Consider the following 23,289-nt stretch of genomic DNA (forward strand, 5'->3'; position numbering starts at 1 on the left):
TTAGCCCTCCTAATTTCTCTCTTAAAGTAATACTATTTTAAGATTTTTCAGGAGATAATTGATAAAATTGGAGGCAAACAAAAAGCCAAGAATGCTGCTACTATAGCATTCTTGGCTTCTTGTTTGTTCTTTTACCCCACAGACCCTTCCAGCAAAAAGTGCGTGTTGTCTACAAGTCTCAACAGCTTCTAAATGCTGGTATATCCACGTTCATAGTTTGAAACGGTACCATGAAATTCTAATGATTTTTCGGGATTGGTGTTAGTTTTTATCCAAATTACTACTTGTGATATCGCCAAGATTCCTTAATTAAACTAGCAATATACTCAATATTTTGATTATCTTTCATAATGATTTCGTAGTCACCATTTCCCCAATGACCTGTTTCACTTACATTTCGAGTTATATTCTCAGTATCATTTAATTCTCCATATTTTAGATTAATCCAAATTTTTAGAGCTTTCTTCTGAATTTGAATATCTACTATATTACGTTTCATCTTAAAAGAATTATATAATTTGACTGGCTTGATTCGAATATTGCTATCCCAACTTAAAATGATTTCCTTCAATTCCTCGTATAATTCTTGAATTTCTGGTGATCCTTTTTGAATATGTTCTTCTTCAGTGTATACTTTGATTTCTTTTGATAAACCTTTTTTGCTGACATCTTCCTGCCTAACTTGCTTGCTTGTCGAACTTTGTTTTGAATTTGTTTTACTCAATGTTTCTACATCTATCAATCCGTTTTCATATTTTTTAACGGTAACCAAGTCAATAGGTAAATCAGGATTATTCACAGCGCCATATTGATAATTGGTATAATCATTCGCTACAAAGACAACTCGTGTTTGTGACCATTCAATTTCACTAATACGCTTTAGTCGATCTGGATACTGCTCATTGTACCTCAAAACAAACTCCCCTTTATGAGCTAATAATGAGTTAAGATAAGCATAACCTTGATCAATTACACTGAATCGCTTTCCTTTTTTGTATTCAATAATTACAAAACTCTTTGTTTCTTCATCATAAGCCACCGTATCCAGCCGAAAATCATCTACAGAAAATTCAGTAGCCACAAAGTTCAAATTGAACAGCTTTTCTAAATTTGCTTCTACTAAAAATTGTAATTCCTTTTCTTTAGCAAATGGTACTTCTTGAATTTCTACCATCTCATGTTTATTAATGTGATAAAGAGCCATCAAAACACCTCCGTTTCTAATATATTTCATGTCGAAATTGTCTAATAAAGTAGATTAGCTCAATTAGTTGATATAAACAAGTTAATTAATAATTTTAGCATTGTCATTAATTGAATCTATTGATTGAATTAATGACTGAATTTACCTCTAATTATCACCAAATAAATTGACAATAGTTCTGATACTTTTAAAAGGCTCTTCCAGAAGAAGTGCTTTTTCTAAATAACCATTCTAAACAACATAATCAATAATCAATTTAATGAATTCTGATTGTTGTAAGTTCAAACTTTCATTAGATAAAAAATCGAAAATATAGCTTTGGCAGCACCTTTGTCTAATCCTATCAGCTCCCTTACTAAGAGGCTACAGATTTTTCTCCGTAACTTTCCTTATACTGATCTTTTGAACCCAATTTCTCCCAGAGAACTTCTTCCAACATCTCCACCATCTTTCTTAGTCAATGAACGGTTGTGATGTAACTTGTAGACAGCAGTGTTATCCAAATGTGTTCTAATATAATTCCCGACTTTCTCTTTGTTAAAAAAATTTATCTACCGTGAGGCGTTTTAACTTTAAAATATAATACATTTACATAAATTACTCTGATTCATTTGACTCGTATAAAGCACGTGCGTATCTCATATCATATAAAGTAACTAACACCTGTCTTTTTACCAAAGAAAATAAAGAAAACACAAAATAACCAAATAGAATGAACGAGCTAAATAAAAATAAAATTTGAAAAAATAACATCATTATTCCAGAGAGAATATCATGATTTTTCTCATTTAACTGTTTGATGATTATTTTAGAAAATTCCTTAATATCTTTATCATCTGTACCTTTTAAAATAACATCTGAAATTTTAGAATATATATTTAACAATAAGGTTGACACTAGAACAACTAATGTCACTATTACACCAACACACCATTCAGTAAATCTCTTAATATTTTTAACGCTTTGTTCTACCTCTTGAATTAAGTATTTTAAAGTGGCATCATTAACCAATTCGCTATTATGCAATTTATATGCACTATTCCAATTGGATGATATAATTTGTCTATTTAGAAATTTCAACGTGATATAGCATACAACAGTTATTCCCAGATAAATTAGAGCCTCTATATTATCCTTGTCATTTAGCACAGGTTGTCTAGTAATAGATGACACAAAGGTCCAAGAAGTACCTACGCCTGTTAAACAAATAGCATAATAAAAAATCTGCATATCGATCCCAAAATACTGTTTTTTGTTCAGTATTTCTTTTTTTATAATGCGATAGTACGAACTCACTACTTTTTCACCTCTCATACCTAATTAATATGTTTACTACAGTTATATGTATATAAATAAAGTGAAAAAATCTGCACATTTTCCTTTTTCACTTTAAAACACCTTATAAAAAAATAGTACCATGTGTGATGAAATATTAACATCGCCTTTTTGATTTTTTTCCATTCAACATACTACCCACAAAAAAGGTAGCCTAATTTTTTGGCTACTTAGTAGTTATGGTCTTTTTATTATTGGTTTTTCTCTAAAATACTCTTTAGAACAGGTATAAACCCACTTTGTAAAGTAGTGTGGCAATAACTTTGAGAATGTTCTAGTAGACATCCTAATTTGAGGATAGGTAGATTATGTGCAGTATCTGAATATAAGCTTGTACCATAATAACCACCTTCTATATGCGCTACATAAGGCTGAATATCTTTCACCTTCTTGCTCGTTTTTGACTCTTTAAACTTCAAAAAATCATTATATACCGATAGAAAATCCATCAACGAAATTTGAAGCTTTTCATTTTTTTCTTTTAGCTCTGTGTCCTCTCTAATTGTTGCATGCGGGGCTAATCTAATTTCATTCCGTAATATAAGATTAGCTAGCCATTTTTTACCAAGTTCAAGATAAGTTTTCTGATAAAACACTGACAGTTTCACAGACCCACTTATTTTTAGATAATGAAAAAGCTATAATCCTTATATATCAAGGATTATAGCTCCTATAACAGTTTTATCCAACAGAGGCCCTTCCATTTGATTATAGAAAGTCGAATAAGGTAATTATTTGTCATAATAACAACGATTTGTATTCACATACAAACAGTTTGGTAATAAGCTAAATAATTTTAAATTCATAGCATTCAAAGACACAAAACTTATGTGTTTTTTTGGAAATAAAGAAGTTTAATTACCGCTTTGGAAATTAAACTTCTTTAACTTCCGTTCCCCCATTTGTAGCAAAAAGATTTTACTCTTTTTCTGCTACAAACAAACCAACTAAAAATCCAACTAATAGAATTCCCCAGAATATAAATCCCCAGAATGGTATATTATATCCTTTTAGCATTTTTATTATGATTAATAAAACCATTGTTGCTACAAAAATTTTACTACTCTTTTTGTTTAGAATGTTAATCATCTTTTACCTCGCTTTCCTCTAATTTAACTTTTATTTTAATTCTGTACCATATCAACCTATGTAAGATTAAGACTAAACTATTATAATATTATCTCCTTGTGTATCATTCCACATGTAACAATCTACCGTTTCCACGTAAGAAATAACAAACTTAATTTTGTTATGATAACTTCTAAATATTAATATCCAACATGAAAAAATTTCGAACTATGAATGAAGCGGATAACTGTCACTAGTATTTTGAACTAAAAAAGTAAACAGTTTATTTTTTTATACCGTATTCTACTGACAAAATAACCCATTTTTGCTAAAGTTTGTAGATTATTGCAAAAATTGCTACTTTTTAGGCTCTCTAATTATGTATTAAACCCCATTAACTTGAAAATGTATAGTGTATTTCTTTATCATTTTATGTTCATAACATGGTTAGTAATTTATGTATAACAAAAAAGACTATAAGTACCGCTTTATCAATACTTATAGTCTTTGTTTGATGATTATCCTACTGACCCTTCCATCTCATAACTGATCAAACGATTGAGTTCAACCGCATATTCCATTGGAAGTTCTTTAGTGAATGGCTCAACAAAGCCCATCACGATCATTTCTGTCGCTTCTGATTCAGTCAAGCCACGGCTCATCAAATAGTAGAGCTGCTCTTCGGAAATTTTTGAAACTTTCGCTTCGTGTTCTAAAGAAACTTGACTGTTGTGGATTTCATTGAATGGAATCGTATCTGATTTTGATAGTTCATCCATAATAATCGTGTCGCATTCAATGTGAGAAATAGATCCTGCGCTGTCTTTAGCAAAGGTTACTTGTCCACGATAGTTGACTTCGCCACCGTCTTTTGAAATTGATTTTGAGACGATAGAGCTTGAAGTGTTTGGTGCATTGTGAATCATTTTAGCACCTGTATCTTGGATTTGATTTGCACCTGCAAAAGCGATTGACAACATGGTCCCTCGAGCACCTTTTCCGTCCAAGTAAACACTTGGGTATTTCATCGTTGTTTTCGCACCAAGGTTCCCATCAATCCATTCAACTGTTGCACCTTCGTAAGCTTTTGCACGTTTCGTTACTAAGTTATAGACATTATCAGACCAGTTTTGGATGGTTGTATAGCGACAATAAGCATCTTTTCTGGTATAAATTTCAACAATCGCTGCATGTAAACTATTACTTGAATACGTGGGTGCCGTACAGCCTTCCACATAGTGAACACTAGCGCCTTCATCAACAATAATTAATGTTCGTTCAAATTGTCCAGTATTTTCTGCATTGATTCGGAAGTAGGTTTGTAAAGGAACATCTACTCGGACACCTTTTGGTACATAAATGAATGTGCCACCTGACCAAACCGCAGAGTTAAGTGCAGCTAATTTGTTGTCGGTTGGTGGAACTAATTTAGCAAAATATTCCTTGAATAATTCTGGATATTCTTTCAATGCAGAGTCGGTGTCAGTAAAAATAATTCCTAATTTTTCGAATTCCTCTTTCATGTTGTGGTAAACCACTTCTGATTCATATTGAGCTGAGGCTCCTGCTAAATAAGCACGTTCGGCTTCAGGAATACCGATTTTTTCAAAGGTTTCTTTGATTTTTTCTGGTACATCTTCCCAATCACGAGCAGGCTTATCACTTGGTTTTTGATAATATTTAATGGCCTCAAAGTCAATATCAGACAAGTCAGGTCCCCAAGTTTGCATCGGCATTTTATTAAACGTCTCTAACGACTTCAAGCGAAACTCGAGCATCCATTCTGGTTCTTCTTTAATTCGTGACATTTCACGAATAACTTCTTCAGTTAATCCTTCTCCGGTACTGAAAACAGGTTGCACATCATCGTGAAACCCAAATTTATATTCTTCTAATTCTGGTACGCCCATATTCTCACTCCTCTTCTTTATGGTAATGGTGGGCTGTTGCTGTGCCATTTTCAGTTACTGCTTGACTCAATGCTTTCCAAGCAAGTGTGGCACACTTGATTCTGGCTGGAAACTTCGCAACGCCACTTAACATGGCTGCATCACCTAATTTTTCTTCATCGGCGACTTCATTTCCTTGTACGAGTTGTAAAAATTCAACTGTTAAGTGTTGTGCTTCGGCAACGGTTTTACCGATTACAGCATCCGTCATCATCGAGGCACTGGCTGTACTGATTGAACAGCCACTACCATCAAATGCGATATTTTCAATCACGCCATTTTTAACATCTACTTGTAATTTGATCACATCACCACAAGTTGGATTGTTTAGTTCGATTTTATTCGTTGACTCGGTCAAACTTCCACGATGGTGTGGATGGGAAGAATGATCTAGAATCACTTGACGATAAAGATTGTCTAATTTAGATAGTCCCATGTTGGAAAAACTCCTTTGTTGCGAGAATTGCTTCAACTAACCGATCCGCGTCTTGCTTAGTATTATAGAAATAAAAACTTGCTCGAGCTGTTGCAGGTACCTGTAAATAATTCAATAATGGTTGTGCGCAATGATGGCCTGCTCGAACTGCTACACCTTCCATGTCAAGTGCTGTTGCCACATCATGTGGATGTAAATTTTCTAAATTAAATGCAATCACTCCGGTACGCTTTTCTGGCTCTTGTGGACCATAAATCGTTAATCCTTTGATTGCTTGAAGTTTAGGCAATACATAAGCTACAATTTCTTCTTCATAACGATGGATTTCTGCTAATCCAATCGTTTCTAAATAATCAATCGCATGACCAAGCGCAATCGCGCCAGCGATGTTCGGCGTTCCAGCTTCAAATTTCCAAGGCAGTTCTTTCCATGTGCTATCGTAAAGTTCAACGAAGTCAATCATTTCTCCACCGAACTCAACGGGTTCCATTTGTTCTAGCCAAGTTCTTTTACCATATAAAACACCAATTCCAGTTGGCCCACACATTTTATGACCACTAAAAGCATAAAAATCGCAATCAAGTTCTTGAACATTAATTGGCATATGTGGTGCAGCTTGCGCCCCATCAACTACGATTACGCCACCTTTTTCATGAACGAGTTCTGCTAAATCTTTCACTGGATTTTTGACACCTAAAACATTAGAAACGTGGGCGATTGCAAGAATCTTTGTTTTTGCTGTAATTTTTTCTTTTGCATCAGCCATATCGAGTAATCCTTCTGGTGTTAATTCGATATACTTTAAGGTTGCACCTTTTTGTTTAGCCAGTTGTTGCCATGGAATGATATTAGAGTGATGTTCCATATAAGAAAGAACGATTTCGTCTCCTTCATGAATGAACTCCCCAAAGCTTCTTGCAACCCAGTTTAAACTTGTCGTCGTCCCGCGCGTGAATAGAACCTCTGCTGTTTCATTCGCATGGATAAACCGGTGAACTTTTTCTCGAGCAGCTTCGTATTCATGCGTTGCGCGTTCTGCTAAAGTATGAACCCCACGATGCACATTCGCATTATCTTTTTCATAATAGTTAGTTAGTGCAGCCAGCACTTGCTTTGGTTTTTGGGTCGTTGCAGCATTATCCAAATACACCAAGGCTTCATCGTTCACTTCTTGAAATAAGATAGGAAAATCAGCACGTAATTTTTCTGCATGAATCATGCATTCAACTTCCCTTCAATGACCTCAATCAATTCTTTTTGCACTTCTTCAACAGGGATAGCCGTTAATACGGAACCAAGGAATCCGCGAATAACTAAGCGTTCAGCTTCTTCTTTATGCAAACCACGGCTCATCAAATAATACATTTCCTCCGGATCTACACGGCCAACACTAGCAGCATGGCCAGCAGTTACTTCGTTTTCGTCAATCAAAAGAATTGGATTAGCATCACCACGAGCTTTATCTGAAAGCATCAAGACACGACTTTCTTGCTGTGCATCCGCACCTTTTGCGCCTTTTAAGATATGCCCAATTCCGTTAAATGTTAACACACCTCGCTCACGAATCACGCCATGTTGTAAAATATGACCAATCGTATGTGGTGCTTTATTCGTCACACGTGTATCAATTCCTTGTGTTTGTTTGCCGCCACTAATAGCAACGATCTTAACTTCAGAATGACCGCCTTCGCCAACTAAATCAGAATCAAAGTCAGCAACAATATTGCCATCATTCATCACACCAATTGCCCAGTCTACAGAAGCATCACGTAAAATATGACCACGGCGATTCATATAAGCCGTCACATTCTCACCTAGTTGATCAACTGCGGAAAATTTCACTTTTGATCCAGCTTTCGCAATGACTTCTACCACGATATTTCCAGAAACTTTTGCTAGTTGCTCACCCGTTGTTTGAAAACGTTCAAGGTAAGAAAATTCACTATGTTCATCTGCGACAATCAAGACATGTTTAAAGAAATGTTGATCGATTGTGCCATCTTGAATAAATAAAGATTCAATTGGTTCTTCAATCACGACATTTTTAGGTACATAAAGAAATAAACCACTATTCATAAATGCTGCGTGCAAGGCAGTTAACTGATCTTCATCCATATTGACAGCTTTTGTCATATAGTATTCTTGTACTAATTCAGGATACTCTTGCATTGCAGTAAAGATATCGGTGAAAATCACACCTTGTTCTGCTAATTCTGTCGATAATTGTTCAAAAACAGTCCAAGTTCCCTGTTGTACCAGCACTGGATTGTCTTTCATTGTATCAAACGCAGCAACATTCCCAGCATCTGTCACAACATCTGTCATTTCTTTGATATCAAATAACGGCCAGCGAGCAAATTTTACTCGTTCAATTTTTGGTAAAACCAATTCATTTGCTTTTGCCAATGCTTGTTGACGAAGCTCTGTCATCCAAGCAGGCTCTCCTTTACTCAAAGAAAAGTCGTTGACCGCGTCAAGATGGTCGAGCCAGTTTTTCTCTTTCATTCCTGCTCCTCCTTACGCTTCTTCTTCTTTGTAGTCGATTCCTAATTCTTTACTGATTCCAGCATAGCCTTCTGCTTCTAAACGTTTTGCTAAATCAGCGTTTCCAGTCATTACAACGCGACCTTCCATCATGATATGGACCACGTCAGGAGTGATATAGTTCAACAAACGTTGATAGTGAGTGATGATTAATGCACCAAAGTTTTCGCCACGCATTTCATTCACACCTTTTGCTACTACTTTTAATGCATCAATGTCTAGTCCTGAATCGATTTCATCTAAAATAGCAAATGTTGGTTCAAGCATCAACAATTGTAAAATTTCATTACGTTTCTTTTCACCGCCAGAAAAACCTTCGTTCAGATAACGTTCAGCCATTTCTTCAGGCATGTTTAATAGATCCATTTTTGCATCTAATTTTTTCAAGAAAGTCATGACAGACATCTTGTTATCTTCATCACGTTTTGCATTGATTGCTGCACGCATAAATTCTGCATTAGTGATTCCTGGAATCTCACTTGGGTATTGCATCGCTAAAAATAACCCTAGTCGTGCACGTTCATCCACTTCTAAGTCTAAAATATTTTTCCCATCGAATAAAACTTCGCCTTCTGTTACTTCATAATTAGGGTTCCCCATGATTGCAGCAGATAAAGTTGATTTACCTGTTCCATTTGGTCCCATGATTGCGTGGATTTCGCCCGTTTTCATTACTAAATTAACACCTTTAAGGATTTCTTTCTCCTCGATAGATACATGTAAATTTTTTACTTCTAAGACAGACATGCCAGTTTCCCTCCAAATTCTCTTTCGTTCTCACCCATTTTAGACTAATTGAGAATGAAGCGCAATGATCTAACCAGCCGAAATTAGAATAACTTTCATTTATTCTCAAAAAAGCTTTATTTTTACATTGTAATTTGTATAAAAAGAAAGGAGCTAGGATAAAAGTAGCCGAAATAGAAAAAAACGCCTAAAATTCGTTTTTTTAAACGTTGATTTTAGGCGTTTTTTAAATTAAAAAATGTATTAAGAACGACTGATTTTTAGTTTTGTCTCGGTCTCTCTTTTATGAAACATTTCTAGTTGTGCGTAGTGACGTTTCTCGTGAGATTTATTCTGATTTTATTCAAAATTTAGAAGCTATTTTGCATGCTTACTCGCTATCTATTCGGAGCTAAACGTTTTGTGCCACAACCTTTTCCACGGTGTTCCCAAAGCAATTCCTCGAAATAATTCGTAACTGTCAAAAATATGAAAAGCTATTTTTATCAGTTACTTTTTATTTTTTCGGAGCTAGTCGCTTTGCGCCACAACCTTTTCCACGGTGTTCCCAAAGCAACTCCTCGAAATAATTCGTAACTGTCAAAAATATGAAAAGCTATTTTTATCAGTTACTTTTTATTTTTTCGGAGCTAGTCGCTTTGCGCCACACCTTTATTTTGCATCTGCTGAGACTGGCTTCACAGAACCGCCCCATTTTTCAGTGATCCATTTTTGAACATCGTCACGGTGTAACACTTCAATCAAAGCTTTGATTTTCTTGCTGTCCTTATCTTTTGAACGTGTTGCAATGATATTTACATAAGGTGAATTGTCTTGTTCTAATAGCACCGCATCTTCCAATGGATTCAAACCAGCACCATAAGCAAAGTTTGCATTGATTGCAACTAAGTCACCTTCATTATTTTGATAAGTCGACGCAAGTAAAGAAGGATCAATTGTATGATTGAATTTTAAATTCTTAGGATTTTCTGCAATATCATCAAATGTCGCTGTTTCAAGATCCACACCATCTTTGACTTTCACTAAATCAGCATCTTGTAAAATTGTGATGATTCGACCCCAGTCAGATTCTGAGTTTGAAGTAATGATTGTAGCACCATCTTTTAATTCAGAAATATCTTTGATTGATTGAGAATACAAGCCCATTGGTTCAATATGGATGGCACCAGCATTCGCAAAGTCATACCCTTTTTCTTTGATTTCTTTGTTCAAATAAGGAATATGTTGGAAATAGTTGGCATCAATATCGCCTTCTTCAAGAGCTTGGTTCGGTAACACATAATCATCAAACTTAACAATTTCAAGATTGATGCCTTCCTCTTTCAATAATGGTTGGACGTGTTCCAAAATTTCTGCATGTGGTGTTGGTGATGCACCAACTTTTAATGTTGTTTCATCCGAACTATCCTTTGCGCTGTCTTTTCCGCTGTTCCCACAAGCTGCTAAACCGACTGTTAATAAAAGTGCTGCTGCTAATCCAAAAATTTTCTTTTTCATCCTGATATCCCCCTAGTATTTTTCTTATCTTCTATCTGTTTTCTTCGTTAAGAAATCTCCAATTCCCTGAACAACGAATACAATAGCTAAAATAATTAATGTTGCAACAAATGTCACTGTCAAATTACCACGTTGGTAGCCTTCTTGCCAAGCCAAACCACCTAGTCCGCCAGCGCCGATTGCTCCTGCCATTGCAGTGAAACCAATCATTGAAATCGTCGTTACCGTTAAACCTGAAATCAAAGCAGGTACACTTTCAGGAATCAACACTTTCCAAATGACTTCCCAATAACTTGCGCCCATTGCATCTGCGGCTTCAAGAACACCCGGACTTACTTCACGAAAAGCAATTTCAACTAATCGTGCGTAAAATGGTGCTGCAGATAATACCAATGCTGGAATCGCTGCTTGCGCGCCAAGCATCGTCCCAACGATTGCTTTTGTAAATGGAATGATCAATACCATCAAGATCATAAATGGTGTTGAACGGAAAATATTACTGATAATCGAAACAATCCCGTACACGATACGTGCATAAGGTTTATTTTTTCTACCAATCGAATAAAGAACTAAACCTAAAACTAATCCGATAACTGTAACTAAAACCATTGAAATCAATGTCATGTATAAAGTATCAACAATTGCTTGTTTCATCGTCTCTGCATTGATTTGGCTAAAATCTAAATAGGTTGCTGAAAAGCTTTTATCCATGATGAATCACCTCTACTTCTACGCCTTGTTCGGTAAAGAATACTTCTGCTTGATCTAATTCTTTTTCTTCACCTGTCATCAAAATCGTTAGTGAACCAAACGAACCTTCCTTTGCTTGTTTGATTTTGCCATAAACAACATTGATATCCACGTTATAACGACGAACTGCTTGAGAAATCACTGGTTCATTTGCGTTATTTTCGTCAAACGTTAGCGTAACTAGGCGGCCGTTTGGATTTTCCTTGATCAATTCAGCTAATAGTTCAGTAGAATCAGCTTCTGGTTCAATATCTTGTTGAACAAAACGTTTGGTTACTTCTTGTTTTGGATGACGGAAGACATTTAGAACCTCGCCTTCTTCAACTACTTTCCCAAGTTCCATTACAGCAACCTTATTACAAATTTTACGAATAACATTCATTTCATGTGTAATCAAAACAATCGTTAAATTTAATTTTTTGTTGATTGCCAATAACAGGTCCAGCACTTCTTCCGTTGTTTGCGGATCAAGTGCACTAGTAGCTTCATCACATAATAAAATTTCTGGATCATTTGCCAATGCGCGCGCAATCCCAACTCTTTGCTTTTGTCCACCAGATAGTTGCGAAGGATACGCATCACCTCTGCCTTCCAATCCAACAAGTCCCAATAGTTCTTCTGCTCGTTGTTGACGTTGCGCTTTTGGTATACCAGCAAGCTCAAGTGGCAACTGGATATTTTCTAGCACTGTACGTGACCACAAAAGGTTGAAATGTTGAAAAATCATTCCGATTTTTTTACGAAAAGTTCGTAACTCTTTATTTTTCAACTTTGTGATATCTTGATTATTTACAATGACCTCGCCACTGCTAGGTAACTCAAGTCCATTTAACAAGCGGACTAGTGTACTTTTTCCGGCGCCCGAGTACCCAACGATTCCATAAATATCTCCTTTTTCGATACTTAAAGACACATCGTTGACAGCGTGGATTGCTCCGTTTTTCCCACCAAAAGTCTTTTCGACATTGGTCAATTGGATTAGTGCCATATTTTCCCCATCTTTCTTCTAAAAATTTTCTTGGATAAACAAAAAAGCTTCCGCCCATTTGCTCCATTAAGCAAAAGGACGAAAGCATAAACTTCCGTGTTACCACCTTGATTTGTTAATGCTTTACAGCAATAACCTCTTTACAGTACTTGAATAATCACTCGTATACTGTCGTGCTATAACGGGCACTCCCGTAGTAAGTTCGCTTATGCTCACTCACTCTGCTCTAAGACCATCTTCCATCTCATGTTCGTTACCCATTTTCAGCGAACAGGGCTCTCTTCAAACGTCTGTGAAATGTACTCTTCTTTTCAAAGCTTTCATGTAATTGCCTTTGATTATAGCAAGTAGAAATTCCAGTGTCAACAATTTTTAAAACTAGAATACTTAATCAAAAAATGATTATAGGTTTTCAAAATCCTGTGGATCAACCTCTTTAAAACTTAAAATCCAAGCATTCATTTCGTCTTCATCATTTAAAATGTTGATATCCGCATCGATTTTTTCATTTACGGAAGAAATCGTTCCTGTAACTGGGCTGGCAATTTCGCTGACCGCTTTTTCTGCTTCAACTTCAAGCAACGGTTCCCCTTTTTGATACGTCTTGCCAACTTTTGGTAAATTGATAAAAGTAACTTGTCCTAATTCTTCTTGTGCTTCATTCGTTAAACCAATGCAGTATTCTTTTCCGTTAAATAAAACCCAAAGATTTTCAGTTTTCTTCAAATGTTTGCCTGCCATGTTAAACTAACGCTCCTTCATAAGTTTTTTCATTATAACCAACTGTTACTACCTGATCTTCTTTCACTAAAAGTGGACGTTTAATCAACATTCCGTCAGTTGAAAGTAGCTCACTAGCTTCTTCGATTGAAAAACCATCGATTTGTGATTTCAAACCTAATTCACGATATTTCATCCCGCTCGTATTGAACAAACGACGCATCGGTAAATCTGTATTCGTTAACCAAGTCTCAATTGTTTGAGCGGTTGGTGTTTCTTGAACCATATCGACTGTTTGATAAGCAATCTGATGTGTATCTAGCCATGCTTTTGCTTTTTTGCAGGTCGAACATTTCGGATACCAATAAAATGTGTACAACGTCTTACCTCCTAGATGTTTTGTCAGGTGTCTCGTTTTGGAAACGCATGGATAGAATTAAACCAATCCCAATCATATTTCCCAAAATAGACGAACCACCTTGACTAATAAATGGTAGGGGAATCCCCGTTAGTGGTAGTAAACCAATATTTGCGCCAATATTTTCAAAAACATGGAACAATAACATCATGATTAAGCCACTAGCGATATACGCATAAAATTCATTATTTGTGTCAAAACAAACGCGAATCATTCGATAAATCAAAATAAAATATAAAAAGATCACGAACGCGCCGCCAATAAACCCAAAATTCTCGCCAATCACTGTAAAAATCATATCTGATTCACGAACAGGTACATATACATCACTGGTATTGAACCCTTTACCTAATAATCCACCAGAACCAATTGCCAATAAGCCTTGGGCAGGTTGATAACTCATACCAGAAGTATCGTGGAAAGGATCTAGCCACGAATCGATCCGAGCAAATTGATAAGACTTAAAACCAACTTTATATAATAAATCTCTTCCGCCTTCTGTCGTAACTAAATAGATCAGCCCTGCCCCAACAACTAAAGCGATCACTACGACAGGAATGACAATTTTCCAAGAAATCCCTGACATCAAGAAAATCCCACCAAAGATAGCCAAGAAAACTAGCATCGTTCCAAAATCATCTTGTGCCATAACTAAAGCTAAAACAGGTAACGTTACAAGCAACATCTTAGCAATCAGCCACAAATCATTTTTCGTCGTTCGTTCTTTCAACTGACTGTTGTGCTTGGTCACGATTAACGCCATCATCAAAATGTACGCAATTTTCATTAATTCCGCTGGCTGAAAAGTGAAGGAGCCAAAACTAAACCAGTTTTTTGACCCAGTTACCAATGCGAGCTGTTTGTCATAAAATTTGAGTAGCAATCCCATGACTACTAAACCCAGACCATATAAATAGGGTGTTAACTTCCAAATCCATTTGGAATTCAGGTGCATAATAACAATAATTGCTACAGCTCCAACCATGTACCACACGGTTTGCATCATTACACCTCGAAAAACAGATGGATTATTCGGATCGTGACTAAGTGCTACGTATAAAGAAAGTAATCCAATTAAACATAAAAGGAACACTGGTAAAATGACACCGTAGTCAATCCGATTATCGTTTGACGCTCTTTTTTTCTTTTCCATGTTTCATCCCTTTTCCTAAAACCATACTGCTATTTATTATAGCGGTCTGATTCTATAATTGAAAGTCTCAGCAAATGAGATTTGGGAAAAAATTAACTTTCCATCACTAAATTCCAAAAGCCGATGAATATTGAATGACACCAGCAGTTTTCACTGGTTTTTCTCCAATAAATTTTATCAAAGAGTACGCGTCGGGCACATCGAAAGGCAAACGAATTTGGGCTTGACTTGCTGGGAAGTACCCAAATTTTTGATAATACGCAGGTTCACCTAAAATACTGATTGCCACATAGCCTAATCGTTTCGCTCGTATTTCGAGTTCTCGAAGAATTGCAGCACCCACTCCTTGATGCTGACAAGTTGAACTAACTGCTAATGGCGCAAGTACTAATGCTTGGTATGCTGAATCTTCAGATAAGATATTGATTTTTGTCAGTAGTCCATAGCCAACTATTTGATTTTCTTTTTTCGCCACTACTTCTAACTCTGGAACATACGCCTCAGTTCCTCTTAATCGCTCAATCAATTCATGCTCATCGCCATCTCGATGCTCTGCCGTTAAAAATGCCTCATAAACCATTCTCTTAGTCGCTGAATACTCCTCTGGTTTAATCGTTTCAATCAAAAATTTCATTGTTCTCACCTTTTCTCTGCTTGATTTCTTTTTCATGAAAGAATGTTTTTAGCTTCTGCTTCAGCCAATCGTAGACGTCTGGAAGTAGGGAGTTTGTACTACTATGACCAGCTACAATAAAAATATCCCTCTTTTGTAAAAAATTACCTAGCGGTTGCCACTTCATATCCTCTGTAATCGATAATGATGACACGATTGATTTTCCAACACCTTCACGAATCAGTTGTAATAACAGTTCATTATTGTTCACATAGATGATTTGTGGATGTAAATCAAACTCATTCAAGTATAATTCATTAAAGAAACGTATACCAGAATCTTCTTCACGAATTAACCAATGCGCTGCTTCAGCATCACCAGCCAAAACCAATTGGTCTTCTAAGATGATTTCTTTACGAATATCATTTGTTGCTAACGGCTTCTCCAATAAACCAATGTCCGCGTGCCCAGCTTGAACAGCCAAAGCAACCTCGTTTGAATTCATCATGTTAATACTGAAATCAATTAACGGAAAAGTTTCAACTAAAGATTTCATTACTTTGGGTAACAAATAAATTGCGGTCGTATGAGAACAAGCAATGACACAATTTTCTTTAAAGTTATCTTTTTTGGCAGCTTGGGCAACCGAAGTAAATAATTCATTCATGACTGCTAAAAATTTAGGATATAAAAAATCAGCTTCTTTAGTTGCTGTAATTTTCTGCTTGCCATTTCTCAAAAACAATTGAATCTCTAACCGATCTTCTAACTTTTTGATTTGTGAAGATACTGTCGGCTGTGAGATGAACAATCGCTCTGCCGCAATACTAAAATTCTGTGTTTCATAAACAACTAAAAATGTCTGAATCCATTCAAACATTACGTTCACTTCTTTCTATTTCTTTTTTACTATTGTAACTTGTTAGCCTTAACATTACAAAACATAATCATAAATATAGTAATTATCAATTTTACAAATAGTTATTTTCTCTCTATAATACAGCTATCAGTTAAAATATTACTAGGAAGGATTCTGATTCATGAATAATTTATCAATACACCAAAATAAAACAGCGATGGCTCGCTTCAAACAGATTGCACCTGGTCTAGGATTGTCAATCATTGTCGCAGCCATTAGTCGTGTTTTAGCTATTTTTTTACCTACATTAGGAGGGGCAACAATTGCTATCTTATTAGGGATTCTTTTAGGAAACACGTTGTTCAAACAGCCAGTATTAGCTACTGGGACAAAGTTTGCAGAAAGTTTCTTGCTTGAATGTTCTGTTTTCTTATTAGGCGCAACAGTAACTGTTCAAACGATTGCGCAAATTGGCGTCAAAGGAATCTTCTTTATTCTTTTACAAATGACAGGGACAATCTTGGCAGCATACTTTATCGGGAAAAAATTATTATTTTCTGATACTGCTTCATTGATGATGGCGGGTGGTAACGCAGTCTGTGGTTCGTCTGCCATCGCAGCGATTGGGCCAAGCATTCGCGCTGACGAAGAAGAAAAAGGACAAATCATTACGTTAGTTAACTTATTAGGAACCGTAATGATGTTGACTTTACCATTTTTAGGTCTTCAGCTTTTCGGTGCTAATCTCATCGAAAAAAGTGCACTTTTAGGTGGAACACTTCAATCTGTCGGTCAAGTTGTTGCCGGAGCTAGCTTTTTAGATGCTTCTGTTGTTCAATTTTCAATGCTCTTCAAAATCTTACGTATTGTATTACTCGTAGTTGTAGTATATATTTTTGAAAAAGTAATGGTTCGTAAACACCCCGAAAACTTTGTTCAAAATCTTCAAGATGTGAATAAAAGAAAATTACCACTACCATGGTATGTCTTAGGGTTTCTAGCATTTTGCCTAGTCAATAGCGTGTTCACGCTACCGACTGTGATTGATCACACTGCACATTTTATCAGCACTTGGTTTGAAATCACTGCGCTAGCTGCCATTGGTCTTCGTTTAGACTTTGTCAAATTTATGAAAGAAGGTCCACGATTTTTATCTTATGGTCTTGCCGTAGGTCTTTGTCAAACGATTTTAGCGGTAGGTTTGATTTGGCTCATTCGCCTATAAAAATCCTCGCTTACAATAAAACAGGAGAAAAAGTATGTCAGAATCTTTCTGACATACTTTTTTTGTGCCTCTAACTTTTTCTATTCATCTTTATTCTGAAAGAATTTTTTCTAATAAAAGCAATTTACGTTTCTTGGCTAACCCTTCTTCTCCATTGCCCATGTAGCCCGTTAACTGACCATTATGGCCGATTACTCGATGGCAAGGGACAATAATTGGCAGAGGATTTACTCGATTCGCTTGCCCAATTGCGCGCACTGCTTTCGGGTTGTCAATTGCCTGAGCAACTTCTTTGTAACTGCGAGTTTCGCCATAAGGAATATTGATTAATGCTTGCCAAACATCTTGCTGAAATGCCGTACCTGTTTTAATCGATAATGGAACTGTAAACGCTTCTCGCTTTTCAGCAAAATATTCTGTAAATTGTTCTTTGGCTAAATTCAAGATTTCTTGATTAGCATTTTCGCTCTCTTCAATCAAAGTAAAGCTAACTTTTGTTACTCCTTTTTCGTCTGCGTCAAACCAAAGATCCCCAACAATTGTGTTCATCTTCATGATTTTCTTTGTGCCTACTCAACAGATGTGTGGTAGACTTTCCTCCTTAGAATTGTATGTAAAAAATAATCTTTAAAACTATTTCAAAAGTTTGCTTCATCATCTACTATCTCAGGTAAAATTGCAACTGGAAGGAGCTTTCTTCCTGTTTTTTAGCAATTTCTTTAAAGAAAAATTTTTTTAATTTTGAATGAAATGCTACACTAGACATATCACTAAAAAGCATAATACTCAACTTATCAACTAACCAAGTACTAGTTGTTGAGCAACAGAAAGGAACAAACGAATGAAAGTCTCTATCGTCGTACCCTGCTTTAATGAAGAAGCAGCAATTCCACTCTTTTTCCAAGAAGTTGAAAAATATCGCGGAACTTATACTTTTGAATACTTGTTTATTGATGACGGGTCCAAAGATCAGACCTTACCTGTCATCAAAGAATTAGCTAATGCCTATGATTCCGTGCGGTTCGTCTCATTTTCCAGAAATTTTGGAAAAGAAGCTGCATTATATGCTGGCTTGCAAGCTGCAACAGGTGATTTAGTCACCGTCATGGATGTTGATTTGCAAGACCCGCCTGAATTGTTACCAGAAATGATTGAACGTATCTTGACCTCTGATGTTGATTGCATCGGAACAAGACGATCTACTCGGAAAGGTGAACCCGTGATCCGTAGCTTTTTTGCCAAAAAATTCTATCAATTGATTAACCGAATCAGTGATACTGAAATGGTGGATGGCGCCCGCGATTTTCGTTTGATGACGCGTCAAATGGTCAATGCTGTTTTAGAATTAACAGAATACAATCGTTTTTCTAAAGGCTTATTCAGCTGGGTTGGTTTTAAAACAGAATATATTTCTTATGAAAATCGTGAACGTGTAGCTGGAGAAACTTCATGGTCTTTTTGGAAGCTGTTAAGTTATTCGATTGATGGCATCATCAACTTTTCTGATGCACCGCTTACCTTAGCTGCATTAATTGGCGCACTTTCTTGTATCGGTTCAGGGATTGCAATTTTATTTATCATTGTTCGCGCTCTTTTATTCGGCGATCCCACATCTGGTTGGCCTTCTATGGTTTCAATTACCTTATTCATCGGTGGAATCCAGTTGTTGTGTCTTGGTATTATTGGCAAATATATTGGGAAAATTTTCCATGAAACCAAACGTCGTCCTATTTATATCATTCGTGAAACAGAGAAAATGAAACCTCATCAAATTGATTCTCACTAAAACATACGTCAATCAATACAAATTTTTTTAACGAGGCTGGGATAAAAATAAATCCTAGTCTCTTTTTTATTTTATAAAAAGACATAGAAAAAACCATCTCACTGGTACGAGATGGTTCATGACTAAATTTTTTGTAATTGTTTGTAATTAATAATAACTACGCCTTTGCTTTGGGTCATCAGGTTGGCATTTTCAGCAGTTTCATCAATTTCAACCACTGCAGAATTCTTAAGCTGCTTTGAAATCGTGCCAGTTTGTGGCTTTCCATGTACTGTAAAAGTGACGTGAGTGTCAATTGTAAATTTTTCACCCAATTCTGACGGGACGACATGTGTATCAAATTTTCCAAAAGTTGCCATTTCATAAAACCTGCCTTTCATTACAATTATAGCACATTTTATGAAAAAAATCATGAAATTGATAAAATCTACGAATATCTCTTTACATTCATTAAGATTGGGTTTATAATTTCTTTGGCATTTGCCAGCTTAGCTCAGTCGGTAGAGCAACGCACTCGTAACGCGTAGGTCACAGGTTCGATTCCTGCAGCTGGCATAAAAAGGTTGTGAAAGAAGTGACCTGCTCCAACAAATAAGAATAAAATTTAGGCTTATTTGGAAGGAGTTACTTCTTGAACACCGTGAATGAAGTTGTGGCACAAAGTACTTGGGCGCAACTAAACAAATGCAAGAGTCTTGGGCATTCACTTGTCTTAGGCTCTTTTTTATAGCAAAAATCACTTATTTATTTTATATTGAAAAATACCTCACAGCAAAAGGAAGTTTACTATGATGAAAAGTTATCAGTTTGAATCAAAAATTTATTGTTCTGAAGCTGGCAAAGGTGGGGCCTACGTTATCTTTCCTTACGACCTCCGAAAAGAATTTCATCAAGGGCGTATAAAAGTCCATGCTACTTTTGATGGTGAAGATTATCAAGGAAGTATTGTAAACATGGGAGTGAAGAATGAAGACGGCAGCATTTGCTATATTCTCGGTATAAAAAAAGAAATTCGAAAGAAAATCAAAAAGGAGATTGGTGATACTGTACTCGTTACCGTTCACCCCATTTAAATCGTTAACAATAGCCTATCGCATAAAAAACTGGACTCTCTTGACAGTGAGAGCCCAGTTTTTATTTAGTACTCTTTCTCAACGTTTTTTTATTTAACGTTAACAGTTATATTTAGGCTGACCTTATCATTATATTCTTGATGAACTTCAATAATAGTGCCCGTTAGCTGTGCAGGAATGTCCATTACCCATTGTTTATCTTCGTCAACAGTTGTCCTTCCAATTTCAACATTGTTTACTTCTGCAATAACTGTTGCTCCTTTGAAACCTGTTCCTTGTAACTTGTCATCAACAGATGTTACTTCGCTTTGAATAGTAGGTGGCAATAAAAGCCACGGTGTATCATCATTAACGAATGAACCGCCAATTATTTTTCCTACTTGATTCGCCATAAAACCAGCTGAAAAATCTTCGTTTGAAGAGGAAATCATTTCCTGAACAGCAGTACTGCCAATTTCATTAGATAAAATAAAAGATACCATTCTCTCCGTATTAGAAAGAGAATGGTATCTTTTATTTCTTAACTAAATTTGAACTTATAGCCTTTAACTATTTTGTTCCAAATAAACGGTCACCAGCATCCCCTAAACCAGGAACGATGTACCCTTGTTCATTTAATTTTTCATCAAGAGCTGCTGTGTAGATATCAATATCAGGATGTGCTTCTTGTAAAGCTTTCACGCCTTCTGGTGCAGCAACAAGACAAACAAATTTAATGTTTGATGCGCCACGTGCTTTCAAAGCATCAATAGCCATGATTGCTGAGCCACCAGTTGCTAACATTGGATCAACAACAAATAATTGACGTACGTCGATGTCTTCAGGTAATTTAACGAAATATTCGTGTGGTTCTAATGTTTCTTCATCACGATATAAACCAATATGGCCAACTTTAGCAGCAGGAATCAGTTCTAAAATTCCATCAACCATTCCAATACCTGCACGCAAGATTGGTACGATTGCTACTTTTTTTCCAGACAATGTTTTTTGTGTTGATTCTGTAATTGGTGTTTCAATGACGATATCTTCTAGTGGCATATCACGTGATACTTCATACGCCATTAACATAGCGATTTCATCGACAACTTCACGAAAAACCTTTGTTCCGCAGTTTTTGTCTCGAATAATAGTCAGTTTGTGTTGAATTAATGGATGGTCGATCACTTGAAATTTGCCCATTTTTAGCTCTCCTTTGTTCTGTCGTTTCTTTTTTATTTTAAAACAAAATTATCAGTTTAGCTAGTCCGAGTTGCCTTTTTCCGGAAGAAAATCATAGTCTAGTTTAATTTGTTTAAAAATAATCAGTCAAATTTTTGAGGAAGTCGCTTCAACTTTATCAAATCCTCATTCTCTTCCAATTACTTTTTTCTCTATGAGAATACACTCAACTGTCATCTGTTCAACCAACGTATTAGAAAAAGTTTTTCGCAAAAAAGGAGTTATGACAAAACTCTTGTCATAACTCCTTTTTACGAATAAACGGTGTTCCCAAAACAACTCCTCGATATAGTTTGCCTACTCCTCAAAATATGAAAAGTTGCGTGTTTGCTCACTATCTTGTCGGAGCTAAGCATTTTGTGTCACAATCTACCAAATAGTTTTACCTTAAAATTTATTTTGAATACAAAGGATATTTTTGAGTCAACTCACGAACGCCTTGTTTTACTTCGTCTAACTGGGCATCGTCACCTTTTGATTGTAAAGCTTTCACAACAAGTTCAGCTACTTGAGCTGCGTCTTCTTCTTTGAAGCCACGTGTAGTGATTGCAGGTGTCCCAATTCGGATACCGCTTGTCTTGAACGGACTTAATGTTTCAAATGGAATTGAGTTTTTATTTACTGTGATATTCACACTGTCTAAAATTGCTTCTGCTTCTTTCCCATTAAGATCCATCTCACGAACATCGATTAGCATCAAATGATTATCAGTGGCACCTGAAATAACACGCGTACCCGTTGCTTGATTGAACACTTTGACCATCGCTTTAGCATTGGCAACAACTTGTTCGCTATACTCTTTGAACTCTGGTGTCAAAGCTTCTTTAAAGGCAGCCGCTTTTCCAGCAATCACATGCTCCAATGGACCACCTTGGATTCCTGGGAAGACAGCACTATTGATTTTTTTCGCTAATTCTTCACTGTTTGTTAAAATCATTCCACCACGTGGACCGCGAAGTGTTTTATGCGTTGTTGTTGTTGTAATATCAGCATATGGTACTGGGCTAGGATGAACACCAGCAGCTACTAAACCAGCAATATGTGCCATATCAACCATTAATTTTGCACCGACTTCATCAGCAATTTCTCTGAATTTCGCAAAATCAATTTCTCTTCCATAAGCACTAGCACCCGCAACAATTAATTTTGGATGATGTTTTCGTGCTAAAATTCGTACAACATTGTAGTCAATGACTTCTGTTGTTGGATCAACGCCGTAAGCCACAAAATGATACGTTTTCCCACTGAAATTTACTGGTGATCCATGTGTTAAATGTCCACCTGCAGAAAGATCCATACCTAAAATCGTATCACCAGGTTCTACCAAGGCAAGGTATGCCGCAGTATTTGCTTGTGAACCAGAATGTGGTTGAACATTTGCAAATTTGGCACCAAATAATTCTTTGGCACGGTCAATTGCTAAATTTTCCACGATATCAACAAATTCACAACCGCCATAGTAACGATGTCCAGGATATCCCTCAGCGTATTTGTTTGTTAAAATACTTCCTTGTGCTGCCATCACCGCTTCAGAAACAACATTTTCAGAAGCAATCAGCTCCAAATTATTTTCTTGTCGCTCTTCCTCACGTGCAATTGCATTCCATAGATCAGGGTCAAACGTTTTGTAGTCCACCACAAACAACAGCTCCTTTTAACTAGTATACTGCATTGTATCATACTAAAAATTCATCGTAAAAAGTATT

The 23,289-nt window shown here is 36.2% G+C and carries 25 protein-coding genes, 1 tRNA gene and 1 other annotated feature; of the genes, 4 read left to right on the forward strand and 22 right to left on the reverse strand.

The window, feature by feature from the left end; all coding sequences use genetic code 11:
* Positions 1–280: 280 nt before the first annotated feature.
* The 17 genes from IGJ66_RS10265 to IGJ66_RS10345 form a co-directional block, all read right to left on the reverse strand.
* Complete coding sequence (locus IGJ66_RS10265; RefSeq protein WP_270608189.1) at positions 281–1,204, reverse strand: DUF5655 domain-containing protein; 924 nt, start codon at positions 1,202–1,204, stop codon at positions 281–283.
* Positions 1,205–1,801: 597 nt separating this feature from the next.
* Positions 1,802–2,500, reverse strand: coding sequence for a hypothetical protein (locus IGJ66_RS10270; protein ID WP_430616580.1), 699 nt, complete (start codon positions 2,498–2,500; stop codon positions 1,802–1,804).
* A 230-nt stretch (positions 2,501–2,730) separates the two neighbouring features.
* On the reverse strand, positions 2,731–3,147 hold the full coding sequence (locus IGJ66_RS10275) for a hypothetical protein (RefSeq protein WP_430616581.1): 417 nt from the start codon (positions 3,145–3,147) through the stop codon (positions 2,731–2,733).
* Between the two features lie 310 nt (positions 3,148–3,457).
* The gene (locus IGJ66_RS10280; RefSeq protein ID WP_270608176.1) at positions 3,458–3,628 is read right to left on the reverse strand and encodes a hypothetical protein; all 171 of its coding nucleotides are present in this window, start codon (positions 3,626–3,628) and stop codon (positions 3,458–3,460) included.
* Between the two features lie 497 nt (positions 3,629–4,125).
* Positions 4,126–5,517: a Fe-S cluster assembly protein SufB gene (sufB, locus tag IGJ66_RS10285; RefSeq protein WP_067482761.1), complete on the reverse strand. Its 1,392-nt coding sequence runs from the start codon at positions 5,515–5,517 to the stop codon at positions 4,126–4,128.
* A gap of 4 nt (positions 5,518–5,521) precedes the next feature.
* Entirely contained in the window at positions 5,522–5,992 is a 471-nt protein-coding gene (gene sufU, locus IGJ66_RS10290) for a Fe-S cluster assembly sulfur transfer protein SufU (protein ID WP_270492858.1), read from the reverse strand.
* Positions 5,979–7,211 carry a cysteine desulfurase gene (locus IGJ66_RS10295; protein WP_430616582.1) on the reverse strand — a complete coding sequence of 411 codons (1,233 nt, stop codon included), beginning with the start codon at positions 7,209–7,211 and terminating at the stop codon, positions 5,979–5,981. Before IGJ66_RS10295 ends, sufU begins: the two co-directional genes overlap by 14 nt.
* A complete protein-coding gene (gene sufD, locus IGJ66_RS10300; RefSeq protein WP_071869093.1) occupies positions 7,208–8,497 on the reverse strand; it encodes a Fe-S cluster assembly protein SufD in 1,290 nt (429 codons plus the stop codon). The genes IGJ66_RS10295 and sufD overlap by 4 nt, the downstream gene beginning before the upstream one ends.
* Before the next feature lie 12 nt (positions 8,498–8,509).
* Positions 8,510–9,283, reverse strand: a complete 774-nt coding sequence (sufC, locus tag IGJ66_RS10305; protein ID WP_067482766.1) for a Fe-S cluster assembly ATPase SufC — start codon at positions 9,281–9,283, stop codon at positions 8,510–8,512.
* A gap of 651 nt (positions 9,284–9,934) precedes the next feature.
* Positions 9,935–10,780, reverse strand: coding sequence for a MetQ/NlpA family ABC transporter substrate-binding protein (locus tag IGJ66_RS10310; RefSeq protein ID WP_067482768.1), 846 nt, complete (start codon positions 10,778–10,780; stop codon positions 9,935–9,937).
* Between the two features lie 24 nt (positions 10,781–10,804).
* Entirely contained in the window at positions 10,805–11,491 is a 687-nt protein-coding gene (locus IGJ66_RS10315; RefSeq protein WP_067482770.1) for a methionine ABC transporter permease, read from the reverse strand.
* Positions 11,484–12,518, reverse strand: a complete 1,035-nt coding sequence (locus tag IGJ66_RS10320) for a methionine ABC transporter ATP-binding protein (protein WP_095803815.1) — start codon at positions 12,516–12,518, stop codon at positions 11,484–11,486. The genes IGJ66_RS10315 and IGJ66_RS10320 overlap by 8 nt, the downstream gene beginning before the upstream one ends.
* A gap of 71 nt (positions 12,519–12,589) precedes the next feature.
* Positions 12,590–12,842: a binding site (T-box leader), on the reverse strand.
* Positions 12,843–12,920: 78 nt separating this feature from the next.
* The gene (locus tag IGJ66_RS10325; protein WP_067482774.1) at positions 12,921–13,259 is read right to left on the reverse strand and encodes a glycine cleavage system protein H; all 339 of its coding nucleotides are present in this window, start codon (positions 13,257–13,259) and stop codon (positions 12,921–12,923) included.
* A gap of 1 nt (position 13,260) precedes the next feature.
* Positions 13,261–13,617, reverse strand: a complete 357-nt coding sequence (locus IGJ66_RS10330) for an arsenate reductase family protein (protein ID WP_067482777.1) — start codon at positions 13,615–13,617, stop codon at positions 13,261–13,263.
* 4 nt (positions 13,618–13,621) lie between these two features.
* Complete coding sequence (locus IGJ66_RS10335) at positions 13,622–14,809, reverse strand: FtsW/RodA/SpoVE family cell cycle protein (protein WP_067482779.1); 1,188 nt, start codon at positions 14,807–14,809, stop codon at positions 13,622–13,624.
* Between the two features lie 106 nt (positions 14,810–14,915).
* The gene (locus IGJ66_RS10340) at positions 14,916–15,443 is read right to left on the reverse strand and encodes a GNAT family N-acetyltransferase (RefSeq protein WP_067482781.1); all 528 of its coding nucleotides are present in this window, start codon (positions 15,441–15,443) and stop codon (positions 14,916–14,918) included.
* Complete coding sequence (locus tag IGJ66_RS10345) at positions 15,427–16,302, reverse strand: LysR family transcriptional regulator (RefSeq protein WP_067482783.1); 876 nt, start codon at positions 16,300–16,302, stop codon at positions 15,427–15,429. Before IGJ66_RS10345 ends, IGJ66_RS10340 begins: the two co-directional genes overlap by 17 nt.
* Before the next feature lie 160 nt (positions 16,303–16,462).
* On the opposite strand from IGJ66_RS10345, the gene IGJ66_RS10350 reads away from it, so the two are divergent.
* Positions 16,463–17,506: a YeiH family protein gene (locus IGJ66_RS10350; protein ID WP_071869096.1), complete on the forward strand. Its 1,044-nt coding sequence runs from the start codon at positions 16,463–16,465 to the stop codon at positions 17,504–17,506.
* A 90-nt stretch (positions 17,507–17,596) separates the two neighbouring features.
* Here IGJ66_RS10350 and IGJ66_RS10355 read toward each other — a convergent pair whose 3' ends face one another.
* A complete protein-coding gene (locus IGJ66_RS10355; RefSeq protein WP_067482792.1) occupies positions 17,597–18,061 on the reverse strand; it encodes a methylated-DNA--[protein]-cysteine S-methyltransferase in 465 nt (154 codons plus the stop codon).
* A 286-nt stretch (positions 18,062–18,347) separates the two neighbouring features.
* On the opposite strand from IGJ66_RS10355, the gene IGJ66_RS10360 reads away from it, so the two are divergent.
* Entirely contained in the window at positions 18,348–19,292 is a 945-nt protein-coding gene (locus IGJ66_RS10360) for a glycosyltransferase family 2 protein (RefSeq protein ID WP_430616583.1), read from the forward strand.
* A gap of 122 nt (positions 19,293–19,414) precedes the next feature.
* On the opposite strand, the gene IGJ66_RS10365 is transcribed toward IGJ66_RS10360, so the two are convergent.
* On the reverse strand, positions 19,415–19,651 hold the full coding sequence (locus IGJ66_RS10365) for a hypothetical protein (RefSeq protein WP_067482796.1): 237 nt from the start codon (positions 19,649–19,651) through the stop codon (positions 19,415–19,417).
* A 123-nt stretch (positions 19,652–19,774) separates the two neighbouring features.
* On the opposite strand from IGJ66_RS10365, the gene IGJ66_RS10370 reads away from it, so the two are divergent.
* Together IGJ66_RS10370 and IGJ66_RS10375 are read left to right on the forward strand one after the other, a co-directional pair.
* Positions 19,775–19,847, forward strand: a tRNA-Thr gene (locus IGJ66_RS10370).
* Between the two features lie 236 nt (positions 19,848–20,083).
* Positions 20,084–20,365 carry a DUF1905 domain-containing protein gene (locus IGJ66_RS10375; RefSeq protein ID WP_082294022.1) on the forward strand — a complete coding sequence of 94 codons (282 nt, stop codon included), beginning with the start codon at positions 20,084–20,086 and terminating at the stop codon, positions 20,363–20,365.
* Between the two features lie 89 nt (positions 20,366–20,454).
* Here IGJ66_RS10375 and IGJ66_RS10380 read toward each other — a convergent pair whose 3' ends face one another.
* From IGJ66_RS10380 to glyA, 3 genes are all read right to left on the reverse strand, one after another.
* Complete coding sequence (locus IGJ66_RS10380; protein ID WP_430616584.1) at positions 20,455–20,847, reverse strand: hypothetical protein; 393 nt, start codon at positions 20,845–20,847, stop codon at positions 20,455–20,457.
* Between the two features lie 67 nt (positions 20,848–20,914).
* Positions 20,915–21,544 (reverse strand): uracil phosphoribosyltransferase, encoded by a 630-nt coding sequence (upp, locus tag IGJ66_RS10385; RefSeq protein ID WP_067482804.1) that lies wholly within the window; start codon positions 21,542–21,544, stop codon positions 20,915–20,917.
* A gap of 433 nt (positions 21,545–21,977) precedes the next feature.
* Positions 21,978–23,222 carry a serine hydroxymethyltransferase gene (gene glyA / locus IGJ66_RS10390; RefSeq protein ID WP_075491261.1) on the reverse strand — a complete coding sequence of 415 codons (1,245 nt, stop codon included), beginning with the start codon at positions 23,220–23,222 and terminating at the stop codon, positions 21,978–21,980.
* Positions 23,223–23,289: the final 67 nt, after the last annotated feature.

Source organism: Enterococcus sp. DIV0176 (assembly GCF_050528535.1).
GTDB classification, from domain to species: Bacteria; Bacillota; Bacilli; order Lactobacillales; family Enterococcaceae; genus Enterococcus_B; species Enterococcus_B thailandicus.